Annotated in this window: 10 protein-coding genes; 6 read left to right on the top strand and 4 right to left on the bottom strand. The window is 73.3% G+C overall.

Features of this window, described 5'->3' with window-relative positions:
- Positions 1 to 1,311, top strand: coding sequence for an HRDC domain-containing protein (locus tag IEZ25_RS11715; RefSeq protein WP_191199599.1), 1,311 nt, complete (start codon positions 1 to 3; stop codon positions 1,309 to 1,311).
- A 9-nt stretch (positions 1,312 to 1,320) separates the two neighbouring features.
- On the opposite strand, the gene IEZ25_RS11720 is transcribed toward IEZ25_RS11715, so the two are convergent.
- The 4 genes from IEZ25_RS11720 to IEZ25_RS11735 form a co-directional block, all read right to left on the bottom strand.
- On the bottom strand, positions 1,321 to 2,766 hold the full coding sequence (locus IEZ25_RS11720; protein WP_191199600.1) for an ABC transporter substrate-binding protein: 1,446 nt from the start codon (positions 2,764 to 2,766) through the stop codon (positions 1,321 to 1,323).
- Between the two features lie 201 nt (positions 2,767 to 2,967).
- On the bottom strand, positions 2,968 to 3,561 hold the full coding sequence (locus IEZ25_RS11725; protein WP_318152188.1) for a hypothetical protein: 594 nt from the start codon (positions 3,559 to 3,561) through the stop codon (positions 2,968 to 2,970).
- A 46-nt stretch (positions 3,562 to 3,607) separates the two neighbouring features.
- Entirely contained in the window at positions 3,608 to 7,492 is a 3,885-nt protein-coding gene (gene hrpA, locus IEZ25_RS11730; RefSeq protein WP_224748852.1) for an ATP-dependent RNA helicase HrpA, read from the bottom strand.
- A 186-nt stretch (positions 7,493 to 7,678) separates the two neighbouring features.
- On the bottom strand, positions 7,679 to 8,248 hold the full coding sequence (locus tag IEZ25_RS11735) for a hypothetical protein (protein ID WP_191199601.1): 570 nt from the start codon (positions 8,246 to 8,248) through the stop codon (positions 7,679 to 7,681).
- 165 nt (positions 8,249 to 8,413) lie between these two features.
- On the opposite strand from IEZ25_RS11735, the gene IEZ25_RS11740 reads away from it, so the two are divergent.
- From IEZ25_RS11740 to IEZ25_RS11760, 5 genes are all read left to right on the top strand, one after another.
- Entirely contained in the window at positions 8,414 to 8,821 is a 408-nt protein-coding gene (locus tag IEZ25_RS11740) for a YciI family protein (RefSeq protein WP_191199602.1), read from the top strand.
- A gap of 7 nt (positions 8,822 to 8,828) precedes the next feature.
- Positions 8,829 to 9,998, top strand: coding sequence for an RNA polymerase sigma factor (locus IEZ25_RS11745; protein WP_191199603.1), 1,170 nt, complete (start codon positions 8,829 to 8,831; stop codon positions 9,996 to 9,998).
- A 62-nt stretch (positions 9,999 to 10,060) separates the two neighbouring features.
- On the top strand, positions 10,061 to 10,777 hold the full coding sequence (locus IEZ25_RS11750) for a response regulator transcription factor (RefSeq protein ID WP_191199604.1): 717 nt from the start codon (positions 10,061 to 10,063) through the stop codon (positions 10,775 to 10,777).
- Complete coding sequence (locus tag IEZ25_RS11755) at positions 10,774 to 12,258, top strand: sensor histidine kinase (protein ID WP_318152189.1); 1,485 nt, start codon at positions 10,774 to 10,776, stop codon at positions 12,256 to 12,258. Before IEZ25_RS11750 ends, IEZ25_RS11755 begins: the two co-directional genes overlap by 4 nt.
- Entirely contained in the window at positions 12,255 to 13,088 is an 834-nt protein-coding gene (locus IEZ25_RS11760) for an SDR family NAD(P)-dependent oxidoreductase (RefSeq protein ID WP_191199605.1), read from the top strand. The genes IEZ25_RS11755 and IEZ25_RS11760 overlap by 4 nt, the downstream gene beginning before the upstream one ends.
- Positions 13,089 to 13,129 lie beyond the last annotated feature (41 nt).

Here is a 13,129-nt window from a genome sequence, read left to right on the forward strand (position 1 = left end):
ATGACCGAGACTCCCGAGACCCCTGACACCGAGCCTGCCCAGCAGCCCGGCACCGAGGCGGCGACCCAGCCGGGCGTCGAGGCCCCACCGGCACCGCTGCTGGAGCTCCGTGACGGCCTGCCCGACATCGTCGACACCGACGCGGGCCTGGCCGAGGCGTGCGCGGCGCTGGCCGCCGCCACCGGGCCGGTGGCGATCGACGCGGAGCGGGCCTCCGGCTACCGCTACTCCAACCGCGCCTACCTGATCCAGCTGCGCCGCGAGGGCGCCGGCACCTGGCTCATCGACCCGATCCCGATGACCACGCTGGCGCCCCTGCAGGAGGCCCTCGAGGGCTCGGAGTGGATCCTCCACGCCGCCACCCAGGACCTTCCCTGCCTGCGCGAGGTCGGCCTCGTCCCCACCAGCCTGTTCGACACCGAGCTCGCCGGCCGGCTGCTCGGCTATCCCCGCGTCGGTCTGGCCACCCTGGTCGAGACGATCCTGGGCCAGCGGATGCGCAAGGAGCACTCGGCCGCCGACTGGTCCACGCGGCCGCTGCCCACGCCGTGGCTCGACTACGCCGCCCTCGACGTCGAGGTGCTGATCGAGCTGCGCGAGCACATGATCGGCGAGCTCGCCGAGGCCGGGAAGACCGAGTGGGCACGCCAGGAGTTCGACCACCTGCTCGGCTTCGAGCCTGCGGTGCGCGTCGACGCGTGGCGTCGCACGTCCGGGGTGCACCGGCTGCGCGGACGCCGGTCGCTGGGTGCGGCCAAGGCGCTCTGGGAGGCACGCGACGAGATCGCCGCCGAGCGCGACGTCACGCCCGGTCGGATCCTGCCCGACTCCGCCATCGTCGTGGCGGCCACGGCGATGCCGACCGACCGGCGCGCACTGCTGTCCACCCAGGGCTTCCACGGCCGCGGCGCGAGCCGCTACTCCGCGGCCTGGGTCGACGCTCTCCAGCGGGCGCGCGAGATGTCCGAGGACGACCTCCCCAGCCGTGCGCCCCGCGGTGACGGGCCGCCGCACCCGCGCACCTGGGCGGAGCGGGAGCCGGCAGCCGACCGTCGCTTCCGGGCGGCGCGCGAGTCGATGCTCAACCTCGCCGAGGTGCACCACCTGCCGGTGGAGAACCTGCTGACCCCCGACTTCCTGCGACGCCTCATGTGGTCGCCGCCGACGACCCGGGAGCCGGCCGCCCTCGCCGAGGGCGTGCGCGAGCAGCTGGCGTCGTACGGCGCCCGGCCCTGGCAGGCCCAGCTGGTCACCGGCGCGCTGGTCGGCGCGATCCTCGGCGCCGACACCGACCCCGAGTCCGACGACTAGCCGCGAGGCCTACTCGCTCGAGGACTCGCCGTCCGTCGGCTCGTCCGTCGGCTCGTCGCTGGGCGAGTCGCTGGGGTCCTCGGGCTCCTCGTCGGGCGCGAGGATCGCGCGCGACGCGGTGTCGATCTGCTCGGTGACCAGGTCGAGGTCGAGCACGCCGGGCGCGGTCACGAGGCGTTCGAGCAGCGGCGTGACCGCCTCCACGAGGGCGAGGCGGTCGTCGATGAACGGCGGCACGACCATGTAGCGGATGCTCGCGTTGAACACCGCCGAGTCCGACGGCATCTCCTCGGGCGCGAGGAACTCCTCCGACGCGGCGACCTCGGTGTTGGCGGGCACGATGTAGCCGGTGGAGGCGACGGTGGCGATCGCGGCGTCGGAGACGGCGTAGGCGATGAAGTCCGCGGCGTCGCCGACGTTCTGCGAGGCCGCCGACAGGCACAGGCCGGCGATGTCGCCGACGGTGGCGCGGTCCTGGATGACCGGCATCGGCATCACGTCGAACTCGAGGTTGTCCGCGGCACGCAGCTGGGGCACGAGGTTGCGGAAGCCGGCGATCATCGCGAGCTCGCCGCGCTTGAAGAGCTGCACCGGGGTGGCACGGGCCAGCTGGGCGTTGGTCGGGGTCAGCGCGGCGTTGCGCAGGATCGCCAGCGTCTGGCTCAGCGCCTCACGCGTCGAGTCGTCGGAGAAGGCGAGCGAGGTGGGCTCGCGGTCGTCGTCGAAGACCTGGCCGCCCCCCGAGTAGATGAAGGGGGCCAGCCCCTGGAGCGTCGGGTCGATCCAGACGCCCCGCCGGTCGCCGCGACGCGACGCGAACTCGGCGGCGGCGCCGAACTGCGCCAGCGTCCAGCGGTCGCGCACGCCGCTGGAGTTGGGCGTCGGGACGTCGAGGTCGCGGCGCTCCATCTTGTCGAAGTCGACGAGCTGGGTGTTGTAGTAGATGACCATCGGCGAGATCGAGTACGCCATGCACTGGAGGTCGTCGTTCATCGCGAAGGCGTCGACGGCGTCGCGCGAGAACCGGTCGCCGAAGTCGACGCCCCGCTCGTCGAGGAGCAGGCTCACCGGTCGCAGCGCCTCGGCGTCGACCAGCTGGTCGAGGTCGATGCGCGAGGTCAGGAAGACATCGGGGCCCTCGCCGGCGAGGACGTCCTGGAGCGCCGCCTCGTGGTCGGGCCACGACTTGAGGACCACCTTGCGGGCCGTCGAGGTCGCGTTGAAGGAGTCGACGACGCTCTGGAACGCCGCGACCTCCTCATCGGTGCCGTAGGCGCCGAAGACGATCTTGCGGGGCTTCTCGGTCGGCTCGCCCGACGGGCTCGGCGACCTCGTCGGCTGCGGCTCCGGCTCGGCGTCACCGGTGCAGGCGGCGGTGGCCAGCGTGACCATGAGGGCACAGGCGACGAGCGCGTTGCGGCGCAGGGTCAGGCGAAGGGCAGGGCGACGAACCACGGCGTGACTCTAACGGCCCGGTCCATGTGCGCCCTCGCCCGCGACGCCGGAGGTGATCCGCTGCACGCCTGCCGACCGGGCGTGGGACGGGTAGCGAGTGCACCGGGCTGGGAGCGCCTCACGGCGCGTGGCCGCTCGTAGCGGCTTATTTTGGGACCCGGGGCTGCCACAGCCCGGCGCACTCACGATCATTTTAGTCCGTCACGCCAGCGTGTCCGCGATTTCGCCGTGTCCGGCGGCCTCGAGCTGCTCGGAGAGCGCCAGCATCCGGGAGATGTCGTCGTGCGAGGCCTCCAGGCTGGCGCGGCCGGCAGCGACGATCCGGGCGAACGCCGCCGCCCGGAAGAGCGTCACGGCGAAGTCTCCCCGGCCGATCCCGCGCAGCACGTCGTCGACCATGCTGCGCAGCTCGTCGGGCCCGGGCGGGTCCGCGACGCCCGCGACGACCCGGGCCACGTCGACGCGGCGGTGGCCGGCGTCGTACTCGGCGGCGACCCGGTCGGGATCGGCGTGGACCCAGGAGCGGAGGAGGAAGAGCCGCCACAGGCTGCCCGCCAGCGTGTCCGCGGGCGCGCCCGACCACACCTCGGCCAGCGTCTCGAGGCCCTCGGTCTCGGCGAGGTGGACGATCCGCTCGGCCATCGCCGGGTCCTGCGACTCGCGCGCCCCGCGCACCAGCACGGTCGCGGCGAGGTCACCAGCCTCCCGCACCTGGGCGGGATCGGCACCACCGACGATGTCGGCGAAGAATCCGGCGCCGGGAGTCATCGGGCGGTGGTGGATGCGGTCGCTCACCACGACAGGTTAGGTCCTGGTCCCGACACGGCCCCGGCGCGCCTGCTCACCCGCCGGTCCTCGCCATCACCTTGCGGATGCGTTGGTCGCTGACCTTCGTGCCGGTGCCGAGGGTCTGCGCGAAGAGCGAGACGCGGTACTCCTCGATGAGCCACCGGGCCTCGCGCAGGTGGCGCGGCATCGGCTGGCCGTCGGGCAGGGCGGCGACGGCGTGCAGCCACGCCTCCTGCAGGCCGGAGACCTGGTCCATCTGCTGACGGTCGCGGGAGACCTGCTGGTCGAGCCGTTCGCGGCGGTGGGTGACCGCGGCGAGGTAGCGGGGATAGTCACGGAGCCGACGCACGCCGGCGTCGCCGACGAAGCCCTCGGTCATCAGCCGGGCGACCTGGGCACGCATGTCGGTCATCGCAGGGAGCGTCACCAGCTCGGCGCGCCCGGAGATCGCCCTGTCGGTCGTGCGCCACGACTCGAGCACCCGCATCACGTCGTGCACCGCGGCGCTGAGCCCTGCGGTCACGGCCTCGCGCGCGGCCGTCACCAGGTCGTCGTACGCCGCCTCGTCGCGGACCGCGGGCCGGGCGTCGACGACCTCGCCGACGATCCCCGCGCGCACGTCGGCGAGGAGGTCGCCGACCGAGCGGTACGGCGACCCGACGAGGGCGAGCTTGGCCCGCTGGTCGAGGCCGGCCGCGGCGAGCACCTCGTCGACCGGCGCGGGCGCACCGAGCGCGAGCAGCACGAGGCGGCGTACGCCGAGCCGGTGGTGGGCGTCGGCCTCCTCGGCGGTGGCGAGCACCTGGAGGCCGACGGTCCTCCCCTCGTCGACCAGGGCCGGGAAGCCGCGCACCTCGTGGCCGGCGCGACGCTGGACGAAGGACTCCTCGACGGTGCCGAACACCCACGCGGTCTGACCGGTGGCGGTGATCCCGGAGTCGGCGGCGACGTCGGCCATCGCCTTCTGGAAGGTCGGGCGCAGCGGCTCCTTGAGTGCGTCGAGGTCCTTGCCACGACCGGCCTCGGCGCCCTCCTCGGTGACCACGCGGTAGGTCGGACGCAGGTGCGCGGGCACCTTGGACCAGTCCCACGCCTCGCGGTCGATCACCAGGCTGCGCGTGCTGCGGGCGAAGCGCTCGAGCGCGTCGAGCAGCGGCTCGGCGCCGGGCGGCGTCGCGGCGAGGAACTCCCGCGCGGTGTTGGGGGCGGGGACCATCGCGACCCGCAGGCTCTTGGGCAGCGAGCGGATCAGCTCGGTGACCAGCTCCTCGCGCAGGCCCGGCACGAGCCAGGAGAAGTCGTCGGCCTCGATGCGGTTGAGGGTGGCGACGGGGACGTCGATCGTGAGGCCGTCGTCGCTCGCGCCGGGCTCGAAGTGATAGCTGATCGGGAAGGTCAGCCCGGCCTCGGCGCTGTCGGGACCTTCCGAGAGCCACTGCGTCGGGAAGTCCTGGGCGCGCACCTCGCCGGCGGTGTCGTGGGTGAGCATCTCCGGGTCGAAGGTGAGCAGGTCGGCCCGCTTCTGCCGGGCGCGCTTCCACCACTGGTCGAAGTGCTGCCCGCTGACCACGTCCGCGCCGACCCGGGCGTCGTAGAACTCGAAGAGCGTCTCCTCGTCGACGACGATGTCGCGGCGCCGGGCGCGGTGCTCGAGCTCCTCGGCCTCCTCGAGGAGGCGGGTGTTCTCGGCGAGGAAGCGGTGGCGGGAGTCCCACTCGCGCTGCACCAGCGCGTGGCGGATGAACAGCTCCCGGGCCAGGGCCACGTCGATCCGGCCGTACTGCACGAGCCGGTCGGCGACCAGTGGGACGCCGTACAGCGTGACGCGCTCGCGCGCCATCACCGCAGCACGCTTGCGGGACCAGTGCGGCTCGGAGTAGGTCCGCTTGACCAGGTGCGCGCCCAGGGTCTCGGCCCACTCGGGCTTGATCGCGGCGTTCTGCCGGGCCCACAGGCGCGAGGTCTCGACGAGCTCGGCACTCATCAGGAAGCCCGGGTTGCTGCCCTTGAGCACGCTGCCGGGGAAGATCGCGAAGCGGGCGTTGCGGGCGCCGAGGTACTCCCGCATCGGGCGCCGCTCCCGCTTCCCGCCGGACGCGCCCGGCGAGACCTTCTCCCGCTCCTCGAGAGCGCCGATGTGGCTGAGCAGGCCGGACAGCAGCGCCTGGTGGATGCCGTCCTCGTCCGGGGTGTCGGAGGGGTGGCCGACCGCGAGCTTCATCTCCTTCGCGACCGTGCGGAGCTGGGACTCGTAGTCCTGCCACTCGCGGATACGCAGGTAGTTGAGGTGCTCGCGCTTGCACATCCGGCGGAAGGCGCTCGACGAGAGCTCCTTCTGCTGCTGCTTGAGGTGGCGCCAGAGGTTGAGCCAGGTCAGGAAGTCGCTGGACTCGTGCTTGAAGCGGGCGTGCAGCTGGTCGGCCTGGGCGCGCTGCTCCTCCGGCCGCTCGCGCGGGTCCTGGATGGAGAGCGCGGCGGCGATGACGAGCACGTCGCGCAGGCAGCCCAGGCGCTCGGCCTCGAGGATCATCCGGCCCAGCCGCGGGTCGATCGGGAGGCGGGCGAGGCGCTTGCCGACCGCGGTCAGCCGGACGCCCGGACGGGACGTCATGGGCCGTCCCGGTCCGGACCGGGAATTCTCATGACGCTGCGGCTCGGGGGCGGTGGAGAGCGCGCCGAGCTCCTCGAGGAGGTCCGTGCCGGCCTTGATGTTGCGCCCGTCGGGCGGCTCGACGAACGGGAAGCGCGCGATGTCGCCGAGGCGGAGCGAGGCCATCTGGAGGATGACGCTGGCCAGGTTGGTCCGCAGGATCTCGGGATCGGTGAACTCCGGGCGCGCCTCGAAGTCCTCCTCGGAGTAGAGCCGGATCGCGATGCCCTCCGACACCCGCCCGCAGCGACCGGAGCGCTGGTTGGCCGAGGCCTGGCTGATCGGCTCGATGGGCAGCCGCTGCACCTTGGTGCGCACCGAGTAGCGACTGATCCGCGCGACGCCCGTGTCGACGACGTACCGGATGCCGGGGACGGTCAACGACGTCTCGGCGACGTTGGTGGCCAGCACCACCCGGCGCACGATCGAGGAGTGGCTGGAGAAGACCCTGTGCTGGTCGGCCGCGCTGAGGCGGGAGTAGAGCGGGACGATCTCCAACCGGTCGCTCTTGAGGGCGTCGAACGCGTCGGCGGTGTCGCGGATCTCCCGCTCGCCGGGCAGGAAGACCAGGACGTCTCCGGGACCCTCGGCCGACAGCTCCCTGACCGCGTCGAGGATGGCCTCGGTCTGGTCGCGCTGGACCGGCTCGCCCTCCTCGTCGTCCTCCGGCAGCTCGAGCAGGGGTCGGTAGCGGACCTCGACGGGATACGTACGCCCCGACACCTCGACCACCGGGGCGTCGAAGTGCTCGGCGAAGCGGTCGACGTCGATCGTCGCGCTGGTGATGATCACCTTGAGGTCGGGGCGGCGCGGGAGCAGGCGCTTGAGGTAGCCGAGCAGGAAGTCGATGTTGAGGCTGCGCTCGTGGGCCTCGTCGATGATGATCGTGTCGTACTTGCGCAGGTCGCGGTCGCGCTGCAGCTCGGCGAGCAGGATGCCGTCGGTCATCAGCTTGACCCGGCTCGCGCGGCTGGTGCGGTCGGTGAACCGGACCTGGTAGCCGACGACGTCACCGAGCTCGGTGTCGAGCTCCTCGGCGATCCGCTCGGCGACCGAGCGCGCGGCGATCCGGCGCGGCTGGGTGTGGCCGATCAGCTTGCCGCCGTCGGCCGAGCCGAGGCCCCGGCCGAGCTCGAGGCAGATCTTCGGCAGCTGGGTGGTCTTGCCCGAGCCCGTCTCCCCCGCCACGATCACGACCTGGTGGTCGCGGATGGCCGCGGCGATGTCGTCGCGGCGCGCGGAGACCGGAAGCTCGGCCGGATAGGTGATCTTCACAACGGGCGCCATTCTCGCCCACGACGGCAACCGGATTACCCGCGCCCGCCCCGCCTGTCGCCGGTGGCGGCACATCGCCGTCGCGGGCGACCACGGCACGCGCGGTGCCGCCACCTTCGGGCGGCCGCCTCCGCGGGTGGCGGCAGATCGCCCGGGACGGGGGCTCCGGAGCGCGATCTGCCGCCACCCGCAGGGACGTCAGGAGCTGGAGCCCGAGCCTGAGCCCGAGCCGTCGTCCTCGGGCGGCGTGGTGGGCTGCACCTGGCCGGGTACGCCGCCGGGTCCGAGGCCGGGGCCGCCCGGACCGCCGCCCGGACCGCCGCGCTGGCCACCCTGCTCGCCGCCCGGACCGACACCCGGTCCGCCCATCGGACCGCGGCCGTCGCTGAAGCCCGGTCCGCCCCGATCGCCCGGACCGTCGTGCGTGACGGCGTGCACCGCTGTCACACCGAGGCCGCCGACGATGACCCCGGCGAGGGCCGAGGCGAGCACGGCGCCGAGGCTGAAGGCGCGGCTGCCGTCGGCGCTGCGGGCGCGGCGGAACCGCTCGCGGAAGCCACGCCTGGCAGGCGATTCGGCCGTCGAGGCGGCGTACGCGGGCGAGATCACTGTCGTGTCGTCCGCCGCCTGTCCCGTCGGACGCGAGGGGGACCCGGCGGGCGGGGTGGCCGGGGTGGCGGCCGCGGGCTGCTCGAGCGGCGCGCCCCCGGGACGCACCGGCTGGGTCTCGTCGGCGGGCTGGCCGCTCTGGGGCTTGTCGTTGGTCATGCCTCGGACAGTGCGCCGCGAGGCTGTGCAGGACCTGTGCGGGACTTCTGAGCCGGCCCAGACTCGTCGGCCGAGATCTCGACGCACCCTGTCGAGAAGCGCCGCGCGGCTCCGTCCCCGGGATGGACGCGGCCACAATGGGCCGCACGACACAAGGAGATCGACATGCCGAAGTACCTGCTCCTCAAGCACTACCGCGGCGCCCCGACCGCGGTGAACGACGTTCCGATGGACCGGTGGACGCCCGAGGAGATCGACGCCCACATGAGGTTCATGGACGACTTCGGCAAGCGGATGGAGGCCAGCGGGGAGTACGTCGACGCCCAGGCGCTCGCCCCCGACGGCGCCTGGGTCAGGGCCGACGACGCCGGAACCGCGCCGGTCACCGACGGGCCGTTCGCCGAGACCAAGGACCTCATCGCCGGCTGGTACGTCATCGACGTCGACGGCTGGGACCGCGCGGTCGAGCTCGCCACCGAGCTCTCGATGGCGCCCGGCAAGGACGGCAGGCCGATCCACGAGTGGCTCGAGGTGCGCCCCTTCTACGGCTCGCCGACCAGCACCGGGGACTGACCTGGCCATGGTGTGGTTCGACGAGGCCACGCTGCGGCCGCTGGTGCCGCAGGTCATCGGTGTCCTCGTCCGCCGCGGAGCCGACTTCGCGGCGGCCGAGGACGCCGTGCAGGAGGCGCTCGTCGATGCCTGGCGGACCTTCGGCGACGGCGACGGCGCCGGCCACGCGCCACGCGACCTCAAGGCCTGGCTGGTCACGGCGGCGTGGCGGCGGTTCCTCGACGTCGTACGCGCCGAGTCCGCGCGGTCGCGGCGGGAGGTCGCCGTCGACGCCGAGCCGGAGCAGGGCCTGACCGAGGCCGTCGACGACACCCTGCACGTGTTCTTCCTCTGCGCGCACCCGGCGCTCAGCCCGACGTCCGCGGTCGCGCTGACCCTCCGGGCCGTCGGTGGCCTCACCACGAGACAGGTCGCCGAGGCCTACCTCGTGCCCGAGGCCACCATGGCGCAGCGGATCAGTCGGGCGAAGAGGACCTTGTCGACGGCGGCGCTCGACCGGCCGGGTGACCTGGCGACCGTCCGCCGGGTGCTCTACCTCGTCTTCAACGAGGGCTACACCGGCGACGTCGACCTCGCCGCCGAGGCGATCCGTCTGACCCGCCAGCTCGCCACGCTCGCCGACGACCCCGAGACGAGCGGACTGCTGGCCCTGATGCTGCTCCACCACGCCCGCCGCCCTGCCCGCACCGAGGACGACGGGACGCTGGTCCCCCTCGCCGAGCAGGACCGCTCGCACTGGGACACCGACCTGATCGCCGAGGGCGTCGCCGTCCTCCAGGCCGCACTGGCCAAGGAGCAGCGCGGTGAGCTCCAGCTGCAGGCGGCCATCGCCGCGCTCCACGCCGACGCCCGGACGGCCGGCGAGACCGACTGGAGGCAGATCGTCGCGTGGTACGACGAGCTGCTGGCGCTGACCGGGAGCCCGGTCGTCCGACTCAACCGGGCAGTCGCGCTCGGCGAGGCCGACGGCGCCCGGGCCGGGCTCGCCGCGCTCGCCGAGGTCGACCCCGGACTGCCACGTCACCGGGCCGCGTCGGCGTACCTCCACGAGAAGGACGGTGACCTCGCGACGGCCGCGCGCCTCTATGCCGAGGCTGCCGGGCTCGCCACCAACGTCGCCGAGAGGACCCACCTCGTCCGCCAGGCGGCCCGGTCGAACCAAGGGCTCTCCGGCTGAGCGCGGCGGGCGGACAGGCCCGACACAGGAGCCGCACAGGAATCCACGGCAAGATGCTGCCCATGCAGCAGCTCGCCCGACCCGACGGCTCGCCCGTGCGGGTGCTCGTCGTGGACGACGAGGTCAACATCGCCGAGCTGCTCGCGATGGCCCTGCGCTACGAGGGCTGGGACCTGCGGATGGCGCACACGGGCACCGACGCGGTGGCGGCGGCGCGCGACTTCCGCCCCGACGCGGTGGTGCTCGACATCATGCTGCCGGACTTCGACGGCCTCGAGGTGCTGCGGCGGATGCGCGCCGACGGCAGCGACGTGCCCGTGCTCTTCCTCACCGCGAAGGACGCCGTCGAGGACCGCATCTCGGGCCTCACGGCGGGCGGCGACGACTACGTCACCAAGCCGTTCTCCCTGGAGGAGGTGGTGGCGCGGCTGCGCGGGCTGATCCGCCGCGGCGGCACCGCCGCCCAGGCCGAGGCGGGCAACCTGCTGGTCGTTGGCGACCTCACCCTCGACGAGGACAGCCACGAGGTGCACCGCTCGGGCGAGGCGCTCAACCTGACCGCCACCGAGTTCGAGCTGCTGCGCTTCCTCATGCGCAACCCGCGCCGTGTCCTCAGCAAGGCGCAGATCCTCGACCGGGTCTGGCAGTACGACTTCGGTGGGCAGGCCAACGTCGTCGAGCTCTACATCTCCTACCTCCGCAAGAAGGTCGACGCCGGCCGGGAGCCGATGATCCACACCATGCGTGGCGCGGGCTACGTGCTGAAGCCGGCGCCGTGAGGTCGGCCCGCCACCTCCCCCGCACCCTGACCGCCCGCCTCGTGGCGGTCGCGGTGCTGCTGGTCGCGGTGACGGCGGCGGCCATCGGCACCGCGATCACGCTGGCGATGAAGCGCGACCTCGACGCCCAGCTCGACGCCCGCGCGCTCGACTCGCTGACGAAGACCGTCGACTCGCCCCGCCAGCCGGGCGGACCCGGTGGGCGCGACGACGGCCCCGGCTTCGACCCGACGCGCGACATCCTGCGCCAGGAGGAGGGCGCCTTCGTGGCGTCGATCCCCGTCAGCGGCACGGCATGGGGGGTGATCAAGGAGGACGACGAGGACGGCGGCTGGAGCGCCCCGAGCGAGCTGTCCACCACACAGCTGCGCAGCATCTCCGAGCAGCTCCCCGCCGCCGAGTACCAGCCGAAGGACCTCACGCTGCCCGGAGGTGGGAGCTACCGGGTCGTGACCCACCAGAGCCCGGGCGAGCTGGTCGTCGTGGGCCTCCCCTGCAACGGCGTGGACGCCACCATCGCCGAGCTGGTGCGCCTGGAGCTGCTGGCCACCCTGCTCGGCGTGCTCGCCGCGGCCGGCGTCGGGACCTGGGTCGTACGCCGCCAGCTGGCGCCGCTGCGCGAGGTCTCGGGCACCGCCCACCGCGTCTCCGAGCTCCCCCTGGGCTCGGGCGAGATCGAGATGGCCGAGCGGGTGCCACAGCGCCTCACCGACGAGCGCACCGAGATCGGCCAGGTCGGCTCGGCGCTCAACACCATGCTCGACCACGTCGAGAGCTCCCTCGCCCAGCGCCACCGCAGCGAGCAGCAGGTGCGCCAGTTCGTCGCCGACGCCTCGCACGAGCTGCGTACACCGCTGGCGACCATCGCCGGCTACACCGAGCTCGCGCGCAAGCGGCCCGAGGCGACCGGCACCGCGCTGGACAAGGTCGAGACCGAGTCGGCGCGGATGACCGCGCTCGTCGAGGACCTGCTGCTGCTCGCCCGTCTCGACTCCGGGCGCCCGCTGGTGCGCGAGCCGGTCGACCTCTCGCGCCTGCTGATCGAGGCGGTCGACGATGCGCGGGTCGTCGACCCCGAGCGCTCGTGGCGCCTCGCGCTCCCTGACGCGCCGGTGATCGTCGCGGGCGACGAGGTGCGCCTGCACCAGGTCGTGAGCAACCTGCTGACCAACGGTCGGAAGTACACCCCCGTCGGGAGCACGATCACGGTCACCGGGGCCGCGCAGGGGTTCACCGTCCACGACGACGGCCCGGGCTTCTCCCCCGACCTCGCGCCACGCGCGTTCGAGCGGTTCGTGCGCGGGGACGTCTCGCGCAACCGCGCGGGCGGTGCCGGTCTCGGGCTCTCGATGGTCGAGGCGATCGTCGCCGCGCACGGCGGCTCGGTGACGCTGCGCAGCACGCCCGGCGACACCCTGATCACCGTCCGCCTGCCCGAGCCGCCCGGCGTACGCAACTCCGAGTTACAGTCCGAGGCATGAGTCTCGGCAGCGTCACCGACAAGGTCGTCGTCATCACCGGCGCCGGTTCCGGCATCGGCCGTGCCCTCGCCCTCCGCGCGGCCCGGGGAGGCGCGCTCCTCGCGCTGTCCGACTGGGACGCTGACGGCCTCGCCGAGACCGTACGACTGGTGGAGCACGCCGGCGCCGCGAAGGTGCGCCACGACGTGGTCGACGTCTCCGACCGCGCGGCCGTCGCGACCTGGGCGGCCGGCGTGGTGGAGGAGCTCGGCCGGGTGGACCTGGTCGTCAACAACGCCGGCGTGACGCTCACCGGCGACTTCACCGACCTCACCTACGACGACCTCGACTGGATCGTCGGCGTCAACTTCCTCGGTGTCGTCCACGGCTCCAAGGAGTTCCTGCCCCACCTCGTCGCCAGCGGCGACGGCGCGCTGGTCAACATCTCCTCGCTCTTCGGGCTGATGTCGGTGCCCGGGCAGTCGGCCTACAACGCCACGAAGTACGCCGTGCGCGGGCTCACCGAGGCGATCCGCGAGGAGATGCTCGTCGCGGGCCACCCGGTCACCGTGACGTGCGTGCACCCGGGCGGCATCCGCACCGGCATCAGCCGCAACGGCCGCAAGGCCGCCGGGCTCGACGGCGGCGCGATCGACGCGCTCTTCGAGAAGAAGCTGGCGAAGATGTCTCCCGACCGGGCCGCGCAGGTCATCCTCGACGGCGCGCTGAAGGGGAAGCCTCGCGTGCTCGTCGGCCTCGACGCCCACCTGATCCACCACTTCGCCCGGCTCGCCGGCGCCCGCTACCAGGACGTCGTCGCCCGGGTCACGTCCCGGATGCCCCTGCGCTGACCGGGCACCCACCCCCGCCGCCCCCGCGGGGTAGTGGGCAC

Source organism: Nocardioides hwasunensis, from assembly GCF_014779665.1.
Taxonomy (GTDB): domain Bacteria; phylum Actinomycetota; class Actinomycetes; order Propionibacteriales; family Nocardioidaceae; genus Nocardioides; species Nocardioides hwasunensis.